General features: G+C 73.5%; 24 protein-coding genes and 1 pseudogene. 19 read left to right on the top strand and 6 right to left on the bottom strand.

What is annotated here, in order from left to right:
* The first annotated feature begins 127 nt into the window (after positions 1–127).
* The 5 genes from ACLJOU_RS12805 (at position 128) to ACLJOU_RS12785 (ending at position 4,040) form a co-directional block, all read left to right on the top strand.
* Positions 128–466 carry a Sec-independent protein translocase TatB gene (locus ACLJOU_RS12805; protein ID WP_410566882.1) on the top strand — a complete coding sequence of 113 codons (339 nt, stop codon included), beginning with the start codon at positions 128–130 and terminating at the stop codon, positions 464–466.
* A 125-nt stretch (positions 467–591) separates the two neighbouring features.
* Positions 592–1,923 (top strand): MFS transporter, encoded by a 1,332-nt coding sequence (locus ACLJOU_RS12800; RefSeq protein WP_410566880.1) that lies wholly within the window; start codon positions 592–594, stop codon positions 1,921–1,923.
* Between the two features lie 31 nt (positions 1,924–1,954).
* Positions 1,955–2,869, top strand: coding sequence for a LysR family transcriptional regulator (locus tag ACLJOU_RS12795; RefSeq protein ID WP_410566878.1), 915 nt, complete (start codon positions 1,955–1,957; stop codon positions 2,867–2,869).
* Between the two features lie 102 nt (positions 2,870–2,971).
* On the top strand, positions 2,972–3,682 hold the full coding sequence (locus ACLJOU_RS12790) for an SDR family NAD(P)-dependent oxidoreductase (RefSeq protein ID WP_410566876.1): 711 nt from the start codon (positions 2,972–2,974) through the stop codon (positions 3,680–3,682).
* Positions 3,669–4,040, top strand: coding sequence for a YybH family protein (locus tag ACLJOU_RS12785; RefSeq protein WP_410566874.1), 372 nt, complete (start codon positions 3,669–3,671; stop codon positions 4,038–4,040). Before ACLJOU_RS12790 ends, ACLJOU_RS12785 begins: the two co-directional genes overlap by 14 nt.
* 53 nt (positions 4,041–4,093) lie before the next feature.
* On the opposite strand, the gene ACLJOU_RS12780 is transcribed toward ACLJOU_RS12785, so the two are convergent.
* Positions 4,094–4,699 (bottom strand): TetR/AcrR family transcriptional regulator, encoded by a 606-nt coding sequence (locus tag ACLJOU_RS12780; protein ID WP_410566872.1) that lies wholly within the window; start codon positions 4,697–4,699, stop codon positions 4,094–4,096.
* Positions 4,700–4,886: 187 nt separating this feature from the next.
* On the opposite strand from ACLJOU_RS12780, the gene ACLJOU_RS12775 reads away from it, so the two are divergent.
* From ACLJOU_RS12775 to ACLJOU_RS12765, 3 genes and pseudogenes are all read left to right on the top strand, one after another.
* Positions 4,887–5,411, top strand: coding sequence for a (2Fe-2S)-binding protein (locus tag ACLJOU_RS12775; protein ID WP_410566870.1), 525 nt, complete (start codon positions 4,887–4,889; stop codon positions 5,409–5,411).
* Positions 5,408–6,414, top strand: a pseudogene (locus ACLJOU_RS12770) (FAD binding domain-containing protein). The gene ACLJOU_RS12775 and the pseudogene ACLJOU_RS12770 overlap by 4 nt, the downstream one beginning before the upstream one ends.
* Positions 6,411–8,501: a xanthine dehydrogenase family protein molybdopterin-binding subunit gene (locus ACLJOU_RS12765; RefSeq protein ID WP_410566868.1), complete on the top strand. Its 2,091-nt coding sequence runs from the start codon at positions 6,411–6,413 to the stop codon at positions 8,499–8,501. Before ACLJOU_RS12770 ends, ACLJOU_RS12765 begins: the two are co-directional and overlap by 4 nt.
* 1 nt (position 8,502) lies before the next feature.
* Here the strand turns inward: ACLJOU_RS12765 and ACLJOU_RS12760 are convergent, their stop codons facing one another.
* Complete coding sequence (locus ACLJOU_RS12760; protein ID WP_410566866.1) at positions 8,503–9,720, bottom strand: amidohydrolase family protein; 1,218 nt, start codon at positions 9,718–9,720, stop codon at positions 8,503–8,505.
* A gap of 90 nt (positions 9,721–9,810) precedes the next feature.
* Between ACLJOU_RS12760 and ACLJOU_RS12755 the strand changes: the two genes are divergently transcribed.
* The 4 genes from ACLJOU_RS12755 (at position 9,811) to ACLJOU_RS12740 (ending at position 12,708) form a co-directional block, all read left to right on the top strand.
* On the top strand, positions 9,811–10,260 hold the full coding sequence (locus ACLJOU_RS12755) for a MarR family winged helix-turn-helix transcriptional regulator (protein WP_410566864.1): 450 nt from the start codon (positions 9,811–9,813) through the stop codon (positions 10,258–10,260).
* Between the two features lie 257 nt (positions 10,261–10,517).
* The gene (locus ACLJOU_RS12750) at positions 10,518–11,696 is read left to right on the top strand and encodes a serine hydrolase domain-containing protein (RefSeq protein WP_410566862.1); all 1,179 of its coding nucleotides are present in this window, start codon (positions 10,518–10,520) and stop codon (positions 11,694–11,696) included.
* Between the two features lie 48 nt (positions 11,697–11,744).
* Entirely contained in the window at positions 11,745–12,086 is a 342-nt protein-coding gene (locus ACLJOU_RS12745) for a VOC family protein (protein WP_410566860.1), read from the top strand.
* A 61-nt stretch (positions 12,087–12,147) separates the two neighbouring features.
* A complete protein-coding gene (locus ACLJOU_RS12740) occupies positions 12,148–12,708 on the top strand; it encodes a phosphoribosyltransferase family protein (protein ID WP_410566858.1) in 561 nt (186 codons plus the stop codon).
* A gap of 25 nt (positions 12,709–12,733) precedes the next feature.
* Here ACLJOU_RS12740 and ACLJOU_RS12735 read toward each other — a convergent pair whose 3' ends face one another.
* Entirely contained in the window at positions 12,734–13,396 is a 663-nt protein-coding gene (locus tag ACLJOU_RS12735; protein WP_410566856.1) for a hypothetical protein, read from the bottom strand.
* Between the two features lie 206 nt (positions 13,397–13,602).
* Here ACLJOU_RS12735 and ACLJOU_RS12730 point away from each other — a divergent pair, with 206 nt between their 5' ends.
* Positions 13,603–14,763, top strand: coding sequence for a DICT sensory domain-containing protein (locus tag ACLJOU_RS12730; RefSeq protein WP_410566855.1), 1,161 nt, complete (start codon positions 13,603–13,605; stop codon positions 14,761–14,763).
* 132 nt (positions 14,764–14,895) lie between these two features.
* Here the strand turns inward: ACLJOU_RS12730 and ACLJOU_RS12725 are convergent, their stop codons facing one another.
* Entirely contained in the window at positions 14,896–16,167 is a 1,272-nt protein-coding gene (locus tag ACLJOU_RS12725) for a vanadium-dependent haloperoxidase (RefSeq protein ID WP_410566853.1), read from the bottom strand.
* 128 nt (positions 16,168–16,295) lie between these two features.
* On the opposite strand from ACLJOU_RS12725, the gene ACLJOU_RS12720 reads away from it, so the two are divergent.
* The 6 genes from ACLJOU_RS12720 to ACLJOU_RS12695 all read left to right on the top strand — a co-directional run bounded on the left by ACLJOU_RS12720 (position 16,296) and on the right by ACLJOU_RS12695 (position 19,912).
* Entirely contained in the window at positions 16,296–16,892 is a 597-nt protein-coding gene (locus ACLJOU_RS12720; RefSeq protein WP_410566851.1) for an RNA polymerase sigma factor, read from the top strand.
* A complete protein-coding gene (locus ACLJOU_RS12715; protein WP_410566849.1) occupies positions 16,889–17,572 on the top strand; it encodes a ubiquinol-cytochrome c reductase iron-sulfur subunit in 684 nt (227 codons plus the stop codon). The genes ACLJOU_RS12720 and ACLJOU_RS12715 overlap by 4 nt, the downstream gene beginning before the upstream one ends.
* A gap of 20 nt (positions 17,573–17,592) precedes the next feature.
* Positions 17,593–18,006, top strand: coding sequence for a plastocyanin/azurin family copper-binding protein (locus ACLJOU_RS12710; RefSeq protein ID WP_410566847.1), 414 nt, complete (start codon positions 17,593–17,595; stop codon positions 18,004–18,006).
* On the top strand, positions 18,003–18,941 hold the full coding sequence (locus tag ACLJOU_RS12705; RefSeq protein ID WP_410566845.1) for a metallophosphoesterase family protein: 939 nt from the start codon (positions 18,003–18,005) through the stop codon (positions 18,939–18,941). The genes ACLJOU_RS12710 and ACLJOU_RS12705 overlap by 4 nt, the downstream gene beginning before the upstream one ends.
* Positions 18,938–19,366, top strand: coding sequence for a hypothetical protein (locus ACLJOU_RS12700; protein ID WP_410566843.1), 429 nt, complete (start codon positions 18,938–18,940; stop codon positions 19,364–19,366). The genes ACLJOU_RS12705 and ACLJOU_RS12700 overlap by 4 nt, the downstream gene beginning before the upstream one ends.
* 204 nt (positions 19,367–19,570) lie before the next feature.
* Positions 19,571–19,912, top strand: a complete 342-nt coding sequence (locus tag ACLJOU_RS12695; protein ID WP_410566841.1) for a DUF3253 domain-containing protein — start codon at positions 19,571–19,573, stop codon at positions 19,910–19,912.
* A gap of 111 nt (positions 19,913–20,023) precedes the next feature.
* Here ACLJOU_RS12695 and ACLJOU_RS12690 read toward each other — a convergent pair whose 3' ends face one another.
* Positions 20,024–21,169: a hypothetical protein gene (locus ACLJOU_RS12690; protein ID WP_410566839.1), complete on the bottom strand. Its 1,146-nt coding sequence runs from the start codon at positions 21,167–21,169 to the stop codon at positions 20,024–20,026.
* Between the two features lie 189 nt (positions 21,170–21,358).
* Positions 21,359–22,369: an SMP-30/gluconolactonase/LRE family protein gene (locus tag ACLJOU_RS12685; RefSeq protein ID WP_410566837.1), complete on the bottom strand. Its 1,011-nt coding sequence runs from the start codon at positions 22,367–22,369 to the stop codon at positions 21,359–21,361.
* Positions 22,370–22,373 lie beyond the last annotated feature (4 nt).

The raw sequence follows: 22,373 nt of genomic DNA, 5'->3' as shown, positions 1-22,373 counted from the left end.
CCGCGTGCCGGTCGAGTGCGCCTCGATGGTGCCGCCCGGCCGCGACGGCTTTCTCGAGCCGATCCACCGGAACGCGGGCCGTCGCGTTCTCAGCGTTCGCTAAGCGGGGCGCGGCTAAGGTCGCGTGGTGTTCGGTCTCAGCCTGGAGCACCTGGTGATCCTGCTCGCGGCGGCGTTGTTCATCCTCGGGCCCGAGCGGTTGCCCGGCGCGGTGAGCCAGGCGGTCCGCGCGGTACGCCGGGTTCGCGGGTTCGCCGCGGAAGCCCAGCAGCAGCTGGAAGCCGAGCTGGGCCCGGAGTTCCAGCAGCTGCGCAAACCGTTGCAGGACCTGCAGGCACTGCGCGAATTCGACCCCCGGGCGGCCCTGCGCCGCCACCTCCTCGACGACGGTCCGGCCCCGGCCACGGCGGCGCCGCGCACCCTGCGCCCGGGCGAGCGCGCGCCGATCGACTCCGACGCCACCTGAGCGGCCCGGCGCACGCCGCAGGTCGAGGCCGAGCGGCGGCGGGAGCGGGCTGGGAGGCCGTGCCTCCCGGCCGGGAGGAAACGGTTCGTGGACCGCCGAAGCGTGCGCGGGGTTCACTCGAAGCCATGATCGCCTCGACTGCACAGCGGGCTCCGGGCCGCCTGGCGCTCGCCGCGGTGTGCCTCGGGTTCCTGATGATCACGCTCGACGCGACCATCGTGAACCTCGCGCTGCCCGCCATCGGGGCCGAGCTCGGCGAAGCGTCGACCGCGGCCCTGCAGTGGGTGGTCGACTCCTACACCGTCGCGCTGGCCGCCTTCCTCCTCACCTGGGGCGCGGCGGGGGACCGGTGGGGCGCCCGGCGCGTCTTCGAAGCCGGGACCGCCGTGTTCGTCCTGGCTTCCCTGGCCTGTGCCACGGCCGGTTCGCTGCCGTGGCTGGTCGCCGCGCGGGCCGTGCAGGGGGTGGGCGCGGCCGCGCTGCTGCCGTCGTCGCTCGCCCTGATCGTCCACCAGTTCCCCGCCGCGGGGGCCCGGGCGCGGGCACTCGGGGTGTGGGGCGGCATGAGCGGGGCCGGGCTCGCCGCCGGGCCGGTGCTGGGCGGCCTCGCCGTCGGGCTGGCCGACTGGCGGCTGGTGTTCGCCGTGAACGTGCCCGTCGGGCTGGTCACCCTTGTGTTGACCCGCCGATGCGTCGCCGAGACGACGCCCCGCGAACGCACCCGGCTCGACCTCGCCGGGCAGGTCCTCGGCACGGCCGCGCTGGCTTGCGTCGTCGCCGGGCTCATCGAGGCGGGACACGCGGGGTGGCGCGACGCGACGGCGCTGGGCCTGCTCGGCACCGGGGCCGCTGCGGGCCTCGGGTTCGCGGCCGCCGAGCGGAAGGTGCCCGCGCCGGTGCTGCCGCCCGGGGTGCTGAAGGTCCGCGGCTTCGCCGTCGCCACGCTCATCGGCGGCCTGTTCAACTTCTGCCTCTACGGCACGCTGTTCTGCCTCGCCCTGTTCCTGCAGCGGGTCTGGCGGCTCGACGCGCTCGCCGCCGGGCTGCTGCTCGTGCCGCTCACGCTGGTCGTGGGCGTCAACGCGTTCTTCAGCGGCCGGCTCACGCACCGGTTCGGTGCGCGCGGGCCGATCGTGGCCGGCGGTCTCCTGGCCCTGGCCGGATCGGCGGGCTTGGCGCTGCTGCCGCCGGACCGCGCTCCGGTGCTGCTCATCGCCTGCTCGGTGGTCTTCGGGTGCTGCTCGCTGGCCATGCCCGCCATGACGTCCGTGGCCATGACCGCGCTGCCCGGCCAGGCGGGCCTCGCCGCGGGCGTGCTCAACGCCGTGCGCCAGACCGGCGGCGCCGTCGGGGTCGCGCTCGTCGGCGGGCTGCCGCCGGGCACCGCGATGGTGGTGGTCGCCGGGGGCTGCGCGGGCATGGTGCTGCTGACCGGGGCACTGGGGCGCGCGCGGTAGCGTCCTTTGTGGCCGGACCTAGGATGACGGCGTGGAACTGCGTCAGCTGCGGTACTTCGTCACCCTCGCCGAAGAGATGAACTTCAGCCGGGCGGCCGAGCGGCTGCACATCGCCGGGCCGTCGCTGTCCCAGCAGATCAAGGCGCTGGAACGGGATCTCGGGGTGCGCCTGTTCGACCGCGACCGCCGCCGGATGGACCTCACCGAGGCCGGGCGGTCGCTGTTGCCGGAGGCCCGCGAGCTGCTGCACGGGGCCGACGAGCTGCGCCGGCTCGCCGGGCGGCTCCGCGGTACCGGGACCGTCCGGCTGGGGTACGTCAACTGGCTGCCCGCCGACCTCGCCCGGCGCACGTCCGGTGTGGCGGACCTGCAGGTCGATCCCTGGGTGATGCCGTCGCACGCCCAGGCCGGCCGGGTGGCCGACGGCAGCATCGACGTCGCCGTCTGCTGGGTCCAGACGCCCGATCTGGCCGCCCAGGACCTCGACGCCCGCTTCCTCGGTGCCGACCGCCTCTACGCCGTGTCGCCCGGCACCGACACGTCGCCGGTGGCCGCGGCGGACACCGCGATCCTGGTCGACTCCGACACGGTCAGCTGGGCGTCGTGGAACCTCTACGCCGGCCAGTTCAGCCGGGACACCGGCGCGCTCGTCGTGCGGACCGAGGACAACGGGATCACCGGGTCCGCGTTCTTCGAGCACGTGCGCCGCGCGGACCGGCCGGTGGTCAACTCGCCGAAAGGGCAGACCACGCCGCTGCCGGCCGGGCTGGTGGCCCGGCCGATCGTGGGCCCGGCGCCCTACTGGACCTGGTCGCTGGTCACCCGCAAAGGCGACGACCGCGCCGCCGTGCGGGCGGTCGTCGAGGCCTTGACCGCCGGCGTCGAGGGCGTTCCCGCGGACGGCAGTGCGTGGTTGCCGCCCACCGACCCCTACGCGCGGCGCTGATAGGAGCTTCCTCCCGGCTGAGAGGCTGTACCTCGTGGCGGCGGGTTCGGCGGGTGGTTACCGTCGTTGGTAGACAACCGGTCTACTACTGAGGATGGGATCATGAGCAGTGCACAGAAGGTGGCCGTGGTCACCGGGGCTTCGCAGGGTTTCGGCGCGGCGATCGTCGAGGGCTACCGCAAGCAGGGCTGGGCGGTCGTGGCCACGGCTCGCTCGGTGCGCGAGGCGAACGACGCCGGCGTGGCCGCGGTGGCCGGGGACATCACCGACCCGGCCACGGCGCAGCGGGTCGTGGAGACGGCGCTCGAGCGGTTCGGGCGGATCGACACGCTGGTCAACAACGCCGGCGTCTTCGACGCGAAGCCGTTCACGGACTTCACCTTCGACGACTTCAACCGCTTCGTGGCGGTGAACCTGGCCGGCTGGTTCCACCTGACCCAGCAGGTCGTGCCGCCCATGCTCGCCCAGGGCGGCGGGCACATCGTGCAGATCACCACCAGCCTCGTGGAGCACCCGCTGTCGGCGGTGCCCGCCTCGGTGGCGATGCTGACCAAGGGCGGCCTGCAGGCGGTCACGAAGTCCCTGGCCGTCGAGTACGCCGGGCGCGGGATCCGCGTCAACGCCGTCGCGCCGGGCATCCACAAGACCGCGCTCAACCCGCCGGAGACCCACGCGGAACGCGGCGGACTGCACCCGCTCGGCCGGATGGGCGAGGTCAGCGACGTCGTCAACGGCGTGCTCTACCTGGAGAACGCGCCGTTCGTCACCGGGGAAATCCTCAACGTCAACGGTGGTCAAAGTGCCGGCCACTGAGGAACGGGAGATCGCGACCCGGGTGCTCGACGGCTGGCGGGCGGGCATCGACGACCACCGCCCGGCCGACGTCGCCGCGCACTTCACCGAGAACGCCCTCTTCCAGGGCGCGCACCCCGCGTACTCGTTGGGGCGCAAGGGAGTCGAGGAGTACTACGAGCAGCAGCCGGTCGGGCTGACCGTCCGCTACGAGATCCGCGAACTGCGCCCGCTGGCCGACGGCGTGCTGCTGGCGTACGTCGACCCGGACTTCACGCGGCCGGACGGGACCGTGTGGCGGTTCCACCTGACGGTGCTCTTCGAGCGGCAGGACGACGGCCGGTGGCTGATCGGTCACTACCACGTGTCGAGGATCTGAAAGCGGGAAAGCGGGTGGTGCCGGTGGCACCACCCGCTTTCGCTTTGGTCCCCTCAGGCGGCTTCGGCCCGGGCGCCGACGAGCGCCAGGCAGTGGGTCCACAGCGCGTCGAGGTGGCCGGGGTCGTTGTAGAGCTTGGCGAAGAGCACCTGGCCCTCCAGCTGGGCCACGACGGCCCGTGCCGCCCCGGCGGGGTCGGCGGTTCGCGCGTCACCGCGGGCCGCGGCCTCTTCCACCACCGCCCGCACCATCTCCGCCTGCTCGGTGAAGATGTCCTGCAGGGCCCGCCGGACGGGCTCGGCCTGGTTGCTCAGTTCGAGGCTCAGGTTGCCGAACAAGCAGCCCGAAACCGTGCCGCAGCTCGACTGGCCGGACCGCTGGGTGGCGGCGGTCGCGTCGAAGAGCGCGCGGAGCTTCCGCAGGGGCGCCCCGGGCCCCTCGAGGATCTCCGCCCACGCCCGCCGCTGTTCGGCCCATTCCCGGGCGATGACCTCGAGCGCCAAGGCCTCCTTGGAGTCGAAGAAGTAGTAGAAGCTGCCCTTGGGCGCTCCGGCGGTCTTGCAGATCTCGGCGACACCCAGCGCCGAGTAGCCACGCTGCTCCATCAGCCGCCGTCCGGCCGCGAGGATGCGCTCCTTGCCGTCGCTCGTCCTGCCCATACCTCCAGTGTACGACCGGTCGTCTACCGGTCGGGGCGGCGACATCCTCCCTGCCGGTGAACCGGGCCCGCCGCCCCCAGCCCGTCGATGCCCGAACCGTCCCCATCGGGTCGGATGGGCCGGACGAGGGCCGGTTTCGTCCCACCGCGAACGGGTACGCCGAACGATCCCACGGAAAGGGCGGCGCATGGCGGCGAGCGAAGGCACCGGTACGGAAAGCGCGATCGTGCTGCGGGTCGACGGGACCGAGCACCGGCTGGCCGTGGACCCGCGGCGGACCCTGCTCGACCTGGTCCGCGAGCAGCTCGGCGAGCCGGTCGCGAAGAAGGGCTGCGACCACGGCCAGTGCGGCGCGTGCACGGTGCTGGTCGGCGGGCGCCGGGTGCTGAGCTGCCTGACCCTGGCGGTGACCTGTGACGGCGCGGACGTCACGACGGCGGCGGGGCTGGCCCGCGACGGCGAGCTGCACCCGATCCAGCAGGCCTTCCTCGACAACGACGCCTTCCAGTGCGGGTACTGCACGCCGGGGCAGATCTGCTCGGCCGCCGGGTTGCTGGCCGAGTTCGCCGCCGGGGCGCCGAGCCACGTCACCTCGCCCGTGCGCAGTGCTCCACAGTGGTCCGACGAGGAGATCGCCGAACGGATGAGCGGCAACCTGTGCCGCTGCGGCGCCTACGCGGGGATCGTCGCCGCCGTCCGGGAGTCGCGATGAAGAGCTTCACCTTCGCCAGGCCGGCCACGGTGGCCGAGGCCGTGCGGGCCGTGGCCGCGGACCCGGACGCGGTGTTCCTCGGCGGTGGCACGAACCTCGTCGACCACCTCAAGCTGGGCGTGGCCCGGCCGGACCGGGTCGTCGACGTCACCGGCGTGACGTCGGGAGAGATCCGCGAGGACGAAGACGGCAGCCTGTTCGTCGGGGCCCGGGTGCGCAACAGCGACCTGGCGGCGCACGCCGTGGTCCGCGAGCGGTACCCGGTCCTGGCCGAAGCGCTGCTCGCCGGCGCGTCCGCCCAGCTGCGCAACATGGCCACGGCCGGGGGAACCCGTTGCAGCGCACGCGGTGCCTGTACTTCCAGGACGTGACGACGCCCTGCAACAAGCGCGAGCCCGGCTCCGGGTGCTCCGCGCTCGGGGGAGCCACCCGCCAGCACGCGATCCTCGGTGCGTCCGAGGCGTGCGTGGCCACCCACCCGTCCGACATGGCGGTGGCACTGACGGCCCTGGACGCGCGCGTGCACGTCACCGGCGCCGGCGGCGAGCGGGAAATCGCGTTCGGAGACCTGCACCGGCTCCCCGGCGACCACCCAGAACGCGACACGGTACTCGAACACGGCGAGCTGATCACCGGCTTCACGCTGCCCGCCGTGCCGTGGGCGCGCCGGTCGGCCTACCGGAAGGTCAGGGACCGGGCGTCGTACGCGTTCGCGCTGGTTTCGGTGGCCGCCGCAGTGTCCCTTGTGGACGGCGAGATCGACGACGTCCGCGTGGCACTGGGCGGGGTGGCGCACAAACCGTGGCGGGCCACCGAGGCGGAAGCCGTGCTGCGCGGGGCCCGGCCGGAGGAGGACGTCTTCCGGGCGGCGGCGGACGCCGAACTGGCGGCCGCCCACGCGCTCGAGGGTGTCGACGGCGGCAACGCCTTCAAGATCCCGCTCGTCCGCCGCACCCTGGCCGCGGTGCTGCGCGAGCTGACGACCGAGGAGCCGACCCGATGACCGAGCTGCTCGAACCCCGCGCCATGGGCACCGGCACCACCCGCCGCGACGGTCCGGCCAAGGTCACCGGGACCGCGCCGTACGCCTTCGAAGCCCCGGCCGGCCGGCCGCTGTACGGCCACCTCGTGCAGGCCACGATCGCGCGCGGCCGCTGCGCCCGGATCGCCACCGTGCCCGCCGAAAGCCTCGACGGCGTGGTGCGGGTGATCACGCCGTTCACCGCCGAACGGCTGGCGAACACCGACGACGCCGAGCTCGCCGTGCTGCAGGATTTCGAGGTGCCCTTCCGCGGCCACGTCGTCGCGCTGGTGCTCGCCGAAACTCCGGAGACCGCCCGCCACGCCGCGGAACTCGTGGCGGTCGACTACGACGCCGAGCCGCACGACGTCGAGCTCAGCCCCGGCCGCGGCGACCTGTACGCGCCGGACTCGGTGAACCCGGACTTCCCGACCGACACCGCGCAGGGCGACGCCGACGCCGAGCTCGAGCGGGCGGAGGTCACGATCGGCGAGACGTACACGACGGCGATGCAGCACAACAACCCGCTGGAGCCGCACGCGACGACCGCGTTGTGGGACAACGGGATCCTCACGCTCTGGGACTCCACGCAGGGCGTCCACCCGGTGCGCTCGGCTCTCGCCAAGGTGTTCGGGCTGCCCGCGGAGAAGGTGCGGGTCCGCTGCCCCTACGTCGGCGGCGGGTTCGGGTCGAAGGGCACGCCGCACGCCAACGTCGTGCTCGCGGCCCTGGCCGCCCGCGCGGTGCCGGGCCGCCCGGTCAAGCTCGCGCTGACCCGGCAGCAGATGTTCGCCCTCGCCGGGTACCGCACGCCCACCATCCAGCGGGTCCGGCTCGGCGCGGACTCCGACGGGCGGCTGCGCGCGCTGCGCGTCGACGTCGTCGAGCAGACGTCGCGGATCAAGGAGTTCGCCGAGCAGACCGGGGTGCCCGCGCGGATGATGTACGCGGTGCCGAACCGCGCCACCAGCCACCGGCTCGCCGCGCTGGACGTGCCGGTGCCGTCGTGGATGCGGGCGCCGGGGGAGTGCCCGGGGATGTTCGGGCCGGAAGTCGCGATGGACGAGCTCGCCGTGGCGCTGGGCGTGGACCCGATCGAGCTGCGGGTGCGCAACGAGCCCGAGCGCGACCCGGAGAACGGACGGCCGTTCTCCAGCCGCAACCTGGTGGCGTGCCTGCGCACCGGGGCCGGGCACTTCGGCTGGGCGGACCGGGATCCGCGGCCGGGCGTCCGCCGGGACGGCCGGTGGCTGACCGGCACCGGCGTCGCCGCGTCGGTGTACCCGGCGAAGCGCTCGCCCGGGTCCACCGCCCTGATCCGGTTCGAGGACGGGCGGTACGTCGTGGAGATCGGCGCCGCCGACCTCGGCACCGGGGCCTGGACGATCCTGCCGCAGATCGCGGCCGACGCCCTGGGCGTGCCGGCGTCGGCCGTCGAGGCGCGCATCGGCGACACCGGCTACCCGAACGCGACCGTCGCCGGCGGTTCCTCCGGCACCGCCTCCTGGGGAACGGCGATCGTCGCCGCGGCGGCGGCGTTCCGCGACAAGTACGGCAGCGACCCGGCCGAGGGCGCCGAAGCCGCCGGGGACACGCCGGAGAACCCGGCCGAAGAGGAGTACTCGATGTACGCGTTCGGCGCTCAGTTCGCCGAAGTGCGCGTCGACGCCGACACGGGCGAGATCCGGGTGCCGCGGCTGTACGGCACGTTCGCGGCCGGCCGGATCGTCAACCCGGTGACGGCCCGGTCCCAGCTCCTCGGCGGGATGACGATGGGGCTGTCCATGGCGCTGTTCGAAAGCAGCACGATGGACCCGCGCACCGGCCACGTGGTCAACCACGACCTGGCCGAGTACCACATCGCCACCAACGCCGACGTCGGCGACCTGCGCGCGGACTGGCTCGACGAGCACGACCCGCACGTGAATCCCATGGGTACCAAGGGCATCGGCGAGATCGGCATCGTCGGCACGGCCGCGGCGGTGGCGAACGCGGTGTACCACGCGACCGGCGTGCGGGTGCGCAAGCTGCCGATCACCCTCGACGCCCTGTTGCCCGCGCTCGAGTGATTCACGCGTCCGCGAGCCGGGCGCCCCGCCGCCAGATCGCGCGGGTGTCGAGCGTGTCACCGATGTTCTCCGTCGGGTCGCCGTCGACGAGCAGGAGGTCGGCGCGGAGTCCTTCGGCGATGCGGCCGCGGTCGGCCAGCCCGAAGCGGCGCGCCGTGGTCGCGGTCGCCGCGCGCAGCGCTTCACCGGGGGTCAGGCCGGCGGCCACGAGGTACCGCAGTTCCCGGTGGAGGCTGGCTCCGTGCGCGAGGCCGCCGAAGAACGTCTCGGGCATGGAGGCATCGGTGCCGGCCAGGAGATCCACGCCCGCGGCGGCCAGCGCCCGGACGGTGGCCAGCACGTCCTGCAGGTTGCCCTGCGGAAAGCGGTCGTAGCTCGAACGCAGGGTTTTCTCCCACTTGTCGTCGAGGCGGCGGGCCACCCGGGGATCGTCGGCGAGCTCGCTGCCGGTGATGCCCATCATCGACGCGTCGAGCCCGATGCACGGCACGATGAACATGTCCGCGCCGGCGATCAGGTCGACGATTTCCGTGGTGTGCGGACGGTCCATGAACACGTGGACGAGACCGTCGATGCCGGCTTCGGCGGCCATCCGGGTGGCGTCGAGGGTGAGCGCGTGGGCGACGGTGAGGGCGCCGTGCTTCTTGGCTTCGGCGACGCCGGCGTCGAGCGTGGCCTGGTCGAGCATCGGCAGCCCGGGGTGGCCTTCGACGCTGCCGTCGTCGATCATGAACTTGATGTAGTCGGAGCCGCGCGCCAGGAGCTGCGGGACGAACGCGGCGGCCTGCTCGGGCGTGGTGGAGAACGGCATCAGGGGCATGACCGGCGGCAGGTCGCGGGCCGGGCGGAACCCTTCGGGCATCAGCTCGCTGGGGTGGCCGCCGGGCGGCGTGACGGCGAAGCCGGACGACCGGACGTCGGCGACGGTGTCGTCCTCGGTGATGTGCGCCCGGTTTTCGCGGGTGTTGAGGCCCTGCATCTCCAGTTCGGTGGTGATCCCGAACCGCAGGGCCAGCGCCAGGGAGCCGGGGCTGGAGTGGACGTGCGCGTCGATCAGCCCGGGCAGCAGGGTCGCGCCCCGGCCGTCGACGACCTCGGCGCCGTCGGGCACGTCGCCGCCGACCCGGCGGATCTTCGGCCCGTCGAGGACGACGGTCTGCACACCCAAGGGCTTCTCGCCGTCGAAGACGCGGGCGCCGGTGATGGCGGTGGTGGTCATGGTGGCTCTCTTTCTCGCTCACAGTTACATACCTGATGATATGCACTTTATGACTGGTATGCAAATGCGTGGGGTACTACGCTTCGTCGAGTGAGCAGTTCCGCCGAAGATCCCGTGCTGGACCAGATCGGCCCCGCGCTGTCCCGGCTGCGCCGTCGGACCCCGGCCTCGAGCCGCGACCTGTCCCGGAACCTGGTGCTGAACGTGGTCGCCGACGCGCCGGGGGAGATGACGGTCGGCGGGCTCGCGGCGGAGCTGGGCGTGGTGCAGCCGGTGGCCAGCCGCACGGTCGCGGCCTGCATCGCCGACGGCTTGCTGCGGCGCGCGGCGTCCCAGGCCGACGGCCGCCGGACGGTGCTGGAGCTCACCGAACGCGGCGAGGCCGAGCGAACCCGGTTCGCCGCCGAGCAGCGCGCGGCGTTCGAAGACATCACCGCGGCGTGGTCACCGGAGGACCGCGGCCGGTTCGCGCGGCTCCTCGTCCGCTACGCCGCCGACGCCGCCGCTTGGTCGCGGCGCCGCGGTCCGGACGGCGAGTAGCCTTCCGGGCTGCGAGCGCTCAGTCGTCGCCCGTGGGGCGCCCGTTGGTGCTCGGTGCGGTCGGGCTGGGTCCGCTCCTGCCGGGTGAGGGTTTCGCGGACCGCCGAGCCGGGACTTCCGGCCGCGTTTGTGCCCGGGCCGGGCACGAGCGCGACGTCGGGTCAGTGGGCGACCGCAGCGGGACGGACCACGGAATCCCTTACCGCGGCGCCCCTTCTGCGCTACCGTCGGGGGGACTGCAGACACCGGGGGGAATCATGCGTCGACTGTTCATTACTGCGGCTTGTGCCGTGCTGGTGGTCGCCGGCACCGGTACCGCCGCCGGGGGCGTGGATCCGCGGCAGGCCGCGCTGGACGCCGCTGTGCAGGCCGGGAACGTCGGGATGATCGCGGTCGCGGCGGATCCGGGCGGGCCGTGGCGGGGACGCGCCGGGGTCGGCGACGTCGTCACCGGGGCGAAGCCGGACACCGGCGGGCGGTTCCGCATCGCCAGCGTGTCCAAGACCTTCACGGCGACGCTGGTGCTGAAGCTCGCCGCGAAGGGGCGGCTGCAGCTGGACCACCCGGTCTCGGAGTACCTGCCCGGCCTGCTGCCCTACCCCGAGCCGATCACCGTGCGCCAGCTGCTGCAGCACACCAGCGGCCTGCCGCGGGACCTCGCCCCGCAGTACACCTGGACCAGCCTGCCGGAGGTGGACACCGAGCGCTTCGAGCACTTCGGCGAGGTCGAGGCGATCCACGACAGCACGGTGCAGCCGCTGCTGTTCCCGCCGGGCACGAGCTGGTCGTACTCCAACACCGGCTACAACGTCTTGGCGCTGCTGGTGGAAAAACTCACCGGACGGCGGTTCGAGCAGGTGCTCGCCGACTGGATCACCCGGCCACTGCACCTGGCCGACACCTTCCTGCCGCGCGACTTCCCGCTGGTGCCCCACCCGGCCATCCGCGGTTACGAGCAGCTCTACCCCGCGCCGCACGGGCTGACCGACGTCACCGTCTACAACCTCAGCCGGTACTTCGGCGCCGGGAACATCATCTCGAGCGCCACCGACCTCAACCGCTTCTTCCACGCGCTGCTCGGCGGCGAGCTGCTGCCGCCCGGCCTGCTCGCGCAGATGAAGACCACGGTTGAGTGGCCCGGCCAAGGCGGTGTCCTCAGCTACGGGCTCGGGCTGATGCGGATTTCGCTGGCCGCGATCTGCGGACCGGGCGCTCCGGACGTCTGGGGGCACGCGGGGGACGTGCCCGGGTACAGCACGTGGAGCATGAGCGACGAGAACGCCACCCACGGGATCACGGTTGCGGCCGGCCCGGACATCACCGCGTCACCGGCTGCGGAGTCGGCGCGGGTCGTGGCGATGGTGACGGAGTTCTGCACCCCCGCCGCACCCGGCGCCCAGGCCCACGCCGGCCGGCTCCAGGCCGCCCTGCGCTGACGTGGCGGCCCGGGCGGAGCACCGGCACACTGGCTCCGAGGAGGCATGATGCGCGCGATCCACCACGTTTCCGTCGTCGTCGGCGACCTGGAGAAGTCGGCCGCGTTCTACGAGCGAGCGCTGGGGTTCCGGCGCCGCACCGATCGGCCCGGTCAGCTGGGGCCGGGTGTCTGGCTCGACGTCGGCGACCAGCAGCTCCACCTGATCGAAGGCACCCCGCCGCCGGCGCAGGGCCAGCACTTCGCGGTGTTCGCCGACGACCTGGACGCCGAGATCCGGAGGCTGCGCACCGAAGGGATCGACGTCAGCGACCCGCTCCCGATCGGCTCGATGCGGCAGGCGTTCCTCACCGACCCGGCCGGGAACGCGATCGAACTGCACGGCGAGTAGCCACCGTCCCGGGCGGCAAACTCGATTGCCCCGGCGAGGCCGGCGGCGCGATCATGGGCCGGTGTCCGGGGACGGGTGGCTGGAAGAGGTGAAATCGGGGCTTCGCGATGCGGTGGCCTGGCGGGGAGACCGCACGGACGAGCACCGCTACGCCGACGTCACAGGCTGGTGGCGTCGGCCCGGCCTGCTCGGGCGCCTCGGCCCCGCGCTGGCGCACCTGTTCGACGGCGAACAGCCCACGGTCGTCCTCGGACCGGAATCCCGCGGCTGCCTGCTGGGCCCGCTGGTCGCCCTGCGCTTCGACGCCGGGTTCGTCGAGGTGCGGAAGAACCGCGTGGGGTCGAGCGACAGTGACGTCTGGCGGCAGCGGACCACGCCGCCGGACTACCGGGACCGGCACCTCACCCTCGGTTTCCGCAAGAGCCTGGTCGGCAGGGGCGACCGCGTGCTGTTCGTCGACGACTGGATCGAGACGGGCGGACAGGCCCACGGTGCCCACGGTCTCGTCGAGGACGCCGGAGCCAGGTGGATCGGCGCCGCGACGGTGGTCGACGCGCTGAGCAGCCACCAGGTTCGACGGCACCTGAAGGTCCGGTCGTTGCTGCACGTCCGGGAACTCTGACGCTCTTGTCGAGGAGCCCGGGCGGTCAGCCGAGCGGGTAGCCGGTGGCCGCGATCCGGTCCGCGACGGCGGCCAGTGTGGTGGCGGGATTGAGCGCGCTCACGACGTCGGCGCTCAGCGGCCGCCCGGCGTACACGTGCCGTACCGCGTCGAGGCCGACCGGCGTTTCGTAGTAATCCTGGGCCCACTCCTGGAACGCCTCGGGCGTGCCGTCGGTCAGCAGGCCGAACAGCCAGTCGGCGCCGTCGTCGCCGTGGGCGGGGAACGTGATGGTCCCGTGCTTCCAGCCGCGGTCGCCGTGCTCGCGCCAGAGGCACACCGTGACGTACGGCGTGCCGGTTTCGTCGCAGAACGCCGGTTCTTCCACGTGGTCCCGGAACGCGTCGGGCACGGCGTCGAGCACACCGGGCCAGGGCTCCTGGTCGTCGGTGGCGTAGGGACTCATCGGTGACTCGTGGTCGAAACCGCGCACGAAGGCCCCCGCACGCGTGAACACGATCGAATACTCGTTGCCGGCACCGTCCCGCATGGACGCCAGCTCTTCACCGGGCGCCCAGGCGGGAGCGTAACCGTGGCGCCGGTCCTGACTGCCGGGGTCCAGCACGACGTCCAAGGCGGCCAGCGCGCGGCACAGGGAGCGCAGTTCGGGAACGGCGGGCAGGCGACGGGCGAGGTCGTACACGGTCACCCCGGCATCCAAGCAGACCGGCTCCGGACAGCCGTATCAGTTCGCTGCCGTCGGTGAGCCAGGCCGCCGTGGCCGTGACCGGCTGCGGACGCAAGGGTTGTGGTGCCACAAGCCGCATCCGGGTTCACGCCATTGTGTGACTGGCCGGGGCCCGCGGTCGCTTGTACGTTGGCTTTCTCCCTCTCCCCGGCGAAGGCGATCCCCCCATGCCCGACGCAGATCCGCGTGCCGGCGTGCTGACCAAGCGCGCGTTGGTGACGGTGTCCCACGCGGTCGAGCGCGCGGCCCTCGCCGACGGCGTGGGCGCCGACACGGTCGTGTTCGCCCTGTTCCAGCGGTTGCCCTACTTCGAACGCGAGCGGGCGGTCTACGCCCGGATCGCGCGCCGGGCCGCCGTCACGGTCGTCGGCATGGTCGATTCCGGGCGGCCCGACCTGCCGCACGGCGTCACGCCGGTGCTGCTGCGGCCCGGCGAGTCCCTGGCGCGGGAGTGGTCGGTCGTGGTGCTCTCGCCGACGTTCGGGGCCTCCGTCGTCGCGCACGACCTCGACGAGGTCGACCCGCAGGCGGCGACCGTCGAACGCGCGCGGCTGTTCAGCGGACGGTGGGGTCTGCGCCGCGACGAGGCGTACGCCGAGATCGTCCGGCTTCGCGACGCCATGGGCGACCGGCTGCCCCCGGCCGTGCGGCGGAAGGTCGACCGGGTGCTGGCGTCGGTCGAGACCCCGGCGGCGGTCGACGTCGAGTGCCGGGCGGAAGCGGCGTTGCGGCACGTGGCGGCCAAGCTGGACGCAGCCCGCGACCGGGCCGCCCCGCCGCCGGCCGCCGTCGACCCGGACACCGGGCTCGACACCCCGGCCGGGATCGCCGCCTGGCTCGGCGACGCGACCGACACCGTGCCGCTGGGGCTGCTGCTCGTCGCGGTCGACGACCCCGCCGCGGTCGAACACCGGCACGGCCCCCGCGTCCGGATGCACACGGAGCAGAACATCGCCGACCTCCTCCGCGACGGCCTGCGCCCGCTCGACCGCGCGGTCCGGCTCGGCCCGGGGGAGTTCCTCGTGGTCCAGCCGGCGGTGCCGGCGGCCGAGCTCACCGAGCGCAGCCGCCGCCTGGAGCGCCGGCTGGCGGCCCTGCACACGACCTACCCGTTCGTGGACCTCCACCCCCGCACCACGACGCTCCTGACCCGCCGCCGCCCGTTGCCGTTGCGGAGGTTGCGTGCCCAGTTGCGGGAGGTCGCGGCGGTGACGTGGTGGCCGCCGAGCCAGGGCTCACTGCTCCTCCCGCTCGCGCCGCGCCCGCGGGCGGTGCCGCGCTCGGCAGCCGATTTCCCTGAGGGGCGGGTGGCGCGGCCCGTCCGCTGAGGTCGATCACCCGCACGCCACGACGCTGCGGCCCGTTGCGGTTTGCGCGAGCTCAGTGGTGCGGCGGTCGGGCAGTCGTTTCCCTGAGGCGCGGATACCACGTCCCATCCCGCGGACGTCGACAAATCCACCTCACGACCGGAGGACGAAATCGGCCACGTCGTGGCCCAGCTGCCGTCCCGCTTCGTGGTCCAGCCGGGTGTGGACGCCGGCCGCGATGCGGCTCAGGCCCGCTTCGTCGGCCGCCGCCTGGAACGACGTGAAGCGGCGGATCGTGCCCGGGAGGGCTTCCGATGTCACCGCCAGGGGCCGGCGCGGCCCGTACTCCTGGCGCAGGACCAGCGCGGCCGCCTGGGAAATGACGCTGTGCGCGCCGGGGTAGGCCGGGTCGGGTGGGGTGTTCGCCAGGCTCGACCAGCCGGCAATGCCGTCGGTGGCCGGGTTGCCGTCCTCGCCGGCCAGGCGGATCGCCGTGATCGGGCGCCAGATCCGGTAGTGGTACTTCGCGTCGTAGAAGGCGATCACCGCGTCGGCGAAGCTCAGGTTGAGCCGGGCGAACACCCGGGCCGCGACGAGCAGCCCGCTGCGGGAGCCGCCGACGACCGACTGCGCGATCTCGTTCCAGTAGTGCCAGATCGGCGCGGCCCAGAACCGAGCCTGCACGGTCTCGTCCGCCGTGCGGGTCGTGCTGGTGTCGCGCCCCGCCGCGGCCACCTCCCGCAGCGCGTCCGCGTACCGCGCGCCGGTCAGCGCGGGGTACGGCCCCGGCCGGAACCGCCCGGCCCGGTCGAGCACGAACGGCGTCACGGCGGCCCAGTGGGTGAACGCGGCGGGCGCGAACGCCGGGGGTGCCGGCCGGTACTGCCCGGGTGCGGTGCCCGGTGGCAGCACCGGCGGGGTCGCGGCCGAGCCGTCGTCCGCGCGCAGGCCCAGCAGCAGCCGTGCGACCAGCCGCCCGGCCCGCGCACCGGCGTCCCGCGCGGGCCCATCCGCCACCCCGGCCAGCTGCCCGGCCAGCAGGCCCGCCAGTTCGGCGGACCGGGCCGGGTACAGCGCGGCCAGCACGTCGTGGGCGGCCTGCGCCGCGGCCGCTTCCGGCGCCGCCCGCCCGGGCACGTCGACGGTGAACAGGTAGGGCCGCCCGGTGCCCGTCGTCGCGACGACGGCGTCGTGGATCGCCGCGTGCAGCACCGCGAAACTGCGGGTCGGGTGTACCGTCGCCGGCTGCAGGCCGGCCGTGCGCACGATGGCCAGCAGCTCCCGGTTCCAGGCCAGGACGACGTCCGCGCCGCCGGGCCGGGCGGGAGCCGCGGCAGCGCCGTCGGGCAGGCCGGTGGTGGCGAGCACGGCAGCCGCCGTCCCGCCGGTTACGAGCAGCGTCCGGCGCGACATCGGTGTGGTCATTTCGCTCCCTGTTCGTCGGAGGACCCCGTCGTCGGAGGGTTCGCTCACCGATACGGTCGCGAGTTACGGCGTAACCCGGGCTCGTATCTCCGGAGTGGCGGGAACAGTCGGTGGGGAGAAGGCGGGCGGTGCCGGTGGCACAGCGGTTCCGGCGCAGGCGCGCCGAACAGGACGAAGCGGGCGCGGCACCGCGCCCGCGGCTGCACGCGGTCGGGGCGGACGTCTACCCGGACTGGGAGGCGGTCTACCGCGACAACGTCGACCGCGTGTACCGGCTGATGTTCTCGAAGGTGGGCAACCGGCCGGACGCCGAAGACCTCACGACGGAGGTCTTCCTGACCGCGTTGCGGCCGCTGCGCGTCTCGGCGAGCGTGGGCGAGGTCCGGGCGTACCTGCTGGCCACCGCGCGGACCGTGCTGGCCGGGCACTGGCGGCGCACGCTCGGCCGGGAGATCACCACCCTGGACGAGGAACGCGACGTCGCCAGTTTTGCAGCAGGCACAGTAGAAGCTGGCACAGTCGACCCGGGCACGCTCGCCCGCGCCGAGGCGATCCTCGCGCTCCTGCCGGAGCGGTACGGGCGGATCCTGCGGCTGCGGTTCCTGCAGGCTTGTTCGCTGAAGGAAGCGGCGGAGCAGCTGGGCACCACCGTCGGCAACGCGAAGGTGCTCCAGCACCGGGCGCTGCGCCAGGCGGCCCAGCTGGCGGAAGGGATGGAGACGTGAGCACTCGAGGCGTCCGCCGGTTCGTGAAGGACCTCCTGCGGCGGCGACGGCCGCGCCCGTTCGCGGCCGGCCCGGACGACGAGGCCGAGCTGCGGACGGCCGTGCTGCTGCGCGCCGCCCGGCCCGGCGGCGCCGCGCCGAGCGAGGAGTTCGTCGCCGGGCTGCACCGCCGGCTCGCCCGGGAACTCGGCGAGCCGGCGCCCGCGCACGGCGGCAACCGCCGCCGGTTCATCCAGGTGTCCTCGGCCGCCGCGGTGGCGGCCGCGGCGGGCGCGGGCGTCGAATACCTGGTGACGTCGGCGGCCGATCCGGCCGCGTCGCCGCCACCCGGGGAAACGACGCTGCAGCCCGAGAACGGCGAGTGGCGAGCCGTCGTCGCGGCGCACGACCTGCCGGACGGCGGCGTGCGCCCGTTCGACTTCGGGGCGGTGGCCGGGTTCGTGCACCGGTCCGGCGGGCAGGTGCAGGCCGTTTCGGCGACCTGCACGCACCTCGGGTGCCGGTTGAACCTCGACGCGCCGGCGCGGCGGCTGAACTGCCCGTGCCACCGGACGTCGTTCGCCGTCGACGGCGTCGTCCTGACGCACCAGCTGCCGGTGACGCCGCCGCCGCTGCCGCACCTGGAGGTGCGCGAAGCCGGGGGAGTGGTGGAGGTGCTGGTCCCGCCCGAAGGAGCGTAACCCCCACGCGTATCCCTGGCATGAAAATTTCCGTTGGGGCGAAACACTTCCTGCTCGTGGGCGCGGCGGCACTGGCGCTCACGGCCTGCACCGCGCAACAGCCGCCCGCGGCGGCACCGCCGTCGATGCCCGGTATGACGAGCATGGCCGAGCCGCCGTCGCCGTCCGTGAACGCGACGACCAACACCGTGGCCATCAAGGACTTCGCGTTCGCGCCCGCGGCGACGACGGTGCGGAAGGGCACCACGGTCACCTGGACCAACTCCGACCAGGACGCGCACACGGTCACCAGCACCGGCTCCGGCGGCCCGCTGCGGTCGCCGACCCTCCAAACCGGACAGTCCTATTCGTACACCTTCACGACGCCGGGCACGTTCGGATACCTGTGCACCATCCACCCGTTCATGATCGCGACCGTGACGGTGACGCCGTGACCGAGGACGAGCACGGCCCCGAAGGCATGACCCGGCGCCAGCTGCTGCGCCACACCGCGTGGTTCGGCGCCGCGGTGGTCCTCACGGTGACCGGCGGCGAGGTGATCAGCCGGATCGCCGCGCCGGGCGAGGCCGCGGCCGTCGACGACCCGAACGCGCTGCGGTTCGTCCAGATCAGCGACAGCCACCTCGGGTTCAAGGGGCCGGCCAACACCGCCGTCGAGTCGTCGTTTTCGCAGGCGCTCACCCAGATCAACGGGCTCGGCCACCGGCCGGACTTCGTGATGCACACCGGCGACCTGACCCACCTGTCCACGCCGGCCCAGTTCGACCAGGTCAAGCAGATGATGGGCACGCTGGACACCGGGCACGTGTCCACGGTGCCCGGCGAACACGACTCGATCGACGACGCCGGGCAGAAGTACCGCCGGGCTTTCGGCGACGGCACCGCGGGCGACGGCTGGTACAGCTTCGACGTCAAGGGCGTCCACTTCATCGCGCTGGTGAACACCCTCAGCCTGGAAAAGCTCGGTCACCTCGGGGCGGACCAGCTGGAGTTCGTCCGCAAGGACGTCGCGAAGCTCGGCTCGGACACGCCGATCGTCGTGTTCAGCCACATCCCGCTGTTCGCGATGTACCCGGCGTGGGGCTGGGGCACCGACGACGCCACGCAGGCCCTGTCGTACCTGCGGCGGTTCTCGTCGGTGACGTGCCTCAACGGGCACGTGCACCAGCTGTTCACCAAGACCGAAGGGAACATCACCTTCCACAGCGCGACGACGACGGCGTACCCGCTGCCCCAGCCGGGCACGCGCCCGGCGCCGACGCCGGTGACGCTGCCGGCCGGCAAGCTCGCCGACGCGCTGGGCATCCGCGAAGTGTCCTTCCGGCCCGGCCGGCCGGGCCTGGCGGTGAAGGACGTGAAGCTGGCATGAACCTGGTCCTGCGGATCGCGACGGCGGTGTGCCTGGCGGCCACCGGTTTCCTCCACGCGCAGCTGTACGCCGGCGGCTACCGGGTGATCCCGGTGATCGGACCGGCGTTCCTGGCGCAGGCATCGGCGTCGATGGCGGTCGCCCTCCTGCTGCTGGCGGGCGGCCCCCGGTGGCTCCGGCTGACGGCGGCGGCCTTGGCGGCGGGAGCGTTGGCCGGCTTCGTGCTGTCGCGGACGACCGGGTTGTTCGGCTTTTCCGAGCGGGGCTTCCAGCCCGCGCCGCAGGCGCTGCTCAGTGTGTCGGCCGAGGTGGCCGTCCTGGTCCTCGTCGCGGTCGCGCTGCACCGCGACGGGTGGCGTCCCCGTGACCTGAGTTTCCGCAACGGCGGCGAACCGGCCGGGGAAAGGCGCGGCCGCCGGGTGTGATGTCCGGGGAGGTGCCGATCCGGGGCAGGGCCACGATCGCCCCCAGCGGGACGACGTCCCCGGGCACAGCCAGGCGGCTCGCCGGACCGCCTCGACGCAGCCTTGCGGGCGGCAGGCGGTGCGCCACCGGCGGATCTGCCGTGCGGGACGCACGCTGCGGATTCCGGCGCGGCGAGCCGGGGCGATCGGTGCGACGCTGGCGGGATGACCGATCGGCCGGGGCCACGACGAGAACTGGAGCGCATCCGGGAGGGCGGCGGACCGGGTGCGGCGCATGCCCGGGAAGCGCTCGGCGCCGGGCCCGTTCCCGAGCGGCTGCGGGCCGCGATCCTCGCGTTGGCGCTCGCCCGGGGGGAACGCAGCAGCACCTGCCCTTCCGACGCCGCCCGGGCGCTGGCGGACGAGTGGCGTCCGCTGCTGCCCCGGGCTCGCGAACTGGCACGCGAGCTCGCGCGCGGTGGCGAGGTGCGGCTGACCCAGGGTGATCGGGCGCTCGACCCGGACGGGGAGTGGCACGGACCGATCAGGATCCGGCCCGCCCGCTGAGGCCGACCGGACATCGCGGGAACACGGCGCAATCCCCGGGGTGCGGGTGCGCCGCGCCCGGGACTCCGCGTGGGGGTCCCGGGCGCGGGCGCGTTGAGGTGCCGGGAAAGCTCAGCCGTGGGCCGCGGCGAGCGCGGCGGTGGCCGGCTGGTCGGCCGGCGGCATCAGCTTCGGGTACACCTTCTGGAACTTCTCGATCATCGTCGCGGACGGGATGATCCGGTTCGGGTTGCTCTGGCTCGTCGCCTGCTTCTCGCCCCACGCGCCGGCGGCCTTGCGCTGGTCGGGGGTGCCGTGGCTGTGGAAGCAGTCACCGATCGACGCGTCGAGGTAACTGACCTCCTGCTGGGTGCGGGCGTTCCAGGCGTACCCCTTCGCGTGCGCGACGAAGTAGCCGCCGTAGGCGTCGGGGCCCATCTCGGACGACTCGTTGCGCGGGTAGTTGTCGTGGGCGAAGTCGACCTGGTGGCCGTACTCGTGGCCGACCACCGACTCCACCGAGACGTCGTCGAAGCCGAGGACGTCGACCGTGTCGAGCAGGCCGTCGCCGAGGGCCACGCGCTTGCCGCCGAGGCTGCCGGCCGGGGCCGAGAACGCGTTCAACGTCAGCAGCGGGTTGCGGCCGCCCTGCATGGCCGGCACTTCGTAGAGCACCTTGGTGGCGAGCGCGGCCGCGGCCTGCACCTTCGCCGGGGCGAGACCGAGGCTGAAGGTCTGGGCCATCTTCGCCTGACTGCCGAGGTCGGTGCCCTTCCAGGCGACGAGCTGGATGTTCCAGCTCTCGATGTCCCAGAACCCGCGCAACTTGTCGATCGCGGTGGTGGCGCGCGCGGTGTACTGGCCGTCGGTGCCGAAGACCTGCGGTGCCTTGTCGGACGTCACGCCCTGGACGTAGAGCTGGCTGAGGCCCGACAACGCGTCGAGCGCCTTGCCCTCGAGCGGGCTGAGCGCGGCCGCGAGGTTGTTCGCGTAGGTCAGCAGCGCACCCGGGGTGCAGCCCGGGATCGGGCCGTCCGCGGCCTGGCTCTGCGGGCCGATCCGCGGGATGGGCGATTCGATGAGCCGGTCGACGCCGCGCAGCGCGTCCGCGGGCAGGCCGTTGTAGAGGTCGACGACGTCCTGGTACAGCTGCGTGACGTCCTGTTCGACGGTGGATGGTTCGGCCGCGGCGGCGGGAACGGCCGTGGCGAGCGCGAGCGCCGCCGCGGTGCCCGCCGCCGCGAGCGTGCTGCCGAGGAATCCGGTCCGGTTCGGCAAGGTGGTCCCCTCTTCTGGTCCGGTGCAAGATCACTAAGCACCGCCACAGTAGGGCGACCGTTGGCGGCCGGACCGGTGCCGCGAGAGGAACCCCGGAATGGCTCACGTCTTTCGGAGGGTTCCGGGGGTGCGAACCTCGGCCGAAAGTACTAGGAGCGGGACGGTCGACCCGCGGGTGTAACTCGCCGCTCAGTAGGGGTTGCCGGGCACGCCGAGGTGGATCCGGTAGAGGCCGAACCCGCCGCTGGAGGCACTCGAGGTGATGTACAGCGTCTGCCCGTCCGGTCCGCCGAACGCCGCGTTGGTGCTGGTGCGGCCGGCCGAGATGGTGCCGAGCGGGGCCCCGGCCGGGGAGAAGACGTGGACGAGGCCTTCGCTGTTGGAAACCCAGTACAGGTTGCCCGCGCAGTCGACGGTCGCGCCGTCGGGCGTCCGGATGTTCGCGAACGTCGTGCGGTCACCGGTGGTGCCGTCGGGGCGGACGGTGTACTTCACGATGACGTCGTTGCCGGTGGCCCCCACGTAGAGCGTCCGGCCGTCGGGGGACAGGACGACGCCGTTCGGCTCGCGCAGGGTGTCGTCGACGAGGCTGACCACGCCGTCGCGCACGCGGAAGACGCCGGTCCGGCCGCCTTGCTCGTCGGCGCGGTTGCCGCGCTGGTAGTCGGGGTCGGTGAAGTAGGTGGTGCCGTCCGCGCCGGTGGTCAGGTCGTTCGGCGAATTGAACGCGCGGCCGAGATAGCCGGCGGCCACCGTCGTCCGGCTGCGGTCGGTCAGGTCGTACGCGGAAACGGTCCGGTTGTCGTGGGTGGCGGCGAGCACCCGCGTGCCGTCGGCGGTCACGGCCAGGCCGTTGCTGCCGGCGTCGGCGATGAAGGTGTCGAAAGTGGCCGGCGGGGTGTACCGGAGCATCGTCGAGGGCTGCACGCGCTGGGGGCCGGCCGGGTTCTGCATGTCCGAGAGCAGCAGGGTGCCCGTGCGCCGGTCCCAGGTGGGTCCCTCGAGGAAGGTGAAGCCGCCCCGGATCAGCTGGGCGGTCACCGCCTGGCTCGGCAACGGCGACCCGTAGGTCGCGCCCGGGGTGCAGGGTGCGCCCGCGGTGGCGCTCGACGCCGCCGGCGCCGCCGAACCCGCGATGACGGTGGCCGCCGCCGCGACCGTCCACATGCGACGATGACGGCGGGTCCTGCGGTGGGCCATGACG

This window comes from Amycolatopsis sp. cmx-4-61 (genome assembly GCF_046548775.1).
Classification (GTDB): Bacteria; Actinomycetota; Actinomycetes; order Mycobacteriales; family Pseudonocardiaceae; genus Amycolatopsis.
The sequence above is the reverse complement of the archived record's forward strand: the minus strand, read 5'-3'. Positions and strand labels throughout refer to the sequence as shown.

Coding starts and splice junctions, on each gene's coding strand:
- ACLJOU_RS12760 (WP_410566866.1), bottom strand. CDS start 9,720: ATGACCACCACCGCCATCACCGGCGCCCGCGTCTTCGACGGCGAGAAG.
- ACLJOU_RS12710 (WP_410566847.1), top strand. CDS start 17,593: ATGAAAATTTCCGTTGGGGCGAAACACTTCCTGCTCGTGGGCGCGGCG.
- ACLJOU_RS12700 (WP_410566843.1), top strand. CDS start 18,938: ATGAACCTGGTCCTGCGGATCGCGACGGCGGTGTGCCTGGCGGCCACC.
- ACLJOU_RS12800 (WP_410566880.1), top strand. CDS start 592: ATGATCGCCTCGACTGCACAGCGGGCTCCGGGCCGCCTGGCGCTCGCC.
- ACLJOU_RS12725 (WP_410566853.1), bottom strand. CDS start 16,167: ATGACCACACCGATGTCGCGCCGGACGCTGCTCGTAACCGGCGGGACG.
- ACLJOU_RS12745 (WP_410566860.1), top strand. CDS start 11,745: ATGCGCGCGATCCACCACGTTTCCGTCGTCGTCGGCGACCTGGAGAAG.
- ACLJOU_RS12730 (WP_410566855.1), top strand. CDS start 13,603: ATGCCCGACGCAGATCCGCGTGCCGGCGTGCTGACCAAGCGCGCGTTG.
- ACLJOU_RS12750 (WP_410566862.1), top strand. CDS start 10,518: ATGCGTCGACTGTTCATTACTGCGGCTTGTGCCGTGCTGGTGGTCGCC.
- ACLJOU_RS12765 (WP_410566868.1), top strand. CDS start 6,411: ATGACCGAGCTGCTCGAACCCCGCGCCATGGGCACCGGCACCACCCGC.
- ACLJOU_RS12685 (WP_410566837.1), bottom strand. CDS start 22,369: ATGGCCCACCGCAGGACCCGCCGTCATCGTCGCATGTGGACGGTCGCG.
- ACLJOU_RS12790 (WP_410566876.1), top strand. CDS start 2,972: ATGAGCAGTGCACAGAAGGTGGCCGTGGTCACCGGGGCTTCGCAGGGT.
- ACLJOU_RS12780 (WP_410566872.1), bottom strand. CDS start 4,699: ATGGGCAGGACGAGCGACGGCAAGGAGCGCATCCTCGCGGCCGGACGG.
- ACLJOU_RS12775 (WP_410566870.1), top strand. CDS start 4,887: ATGGCGGCGAGCGAAGGCACCGGTACGGAAAGCGCGATCGTGCTGCGG.
- ACLJOU_RS12695 (WP_410566841.1), top strand. CDS start 19,571: ATGACCGATCGGCCGGGGCCACGACGAGAACTGGAGCGCATCCGGGAG.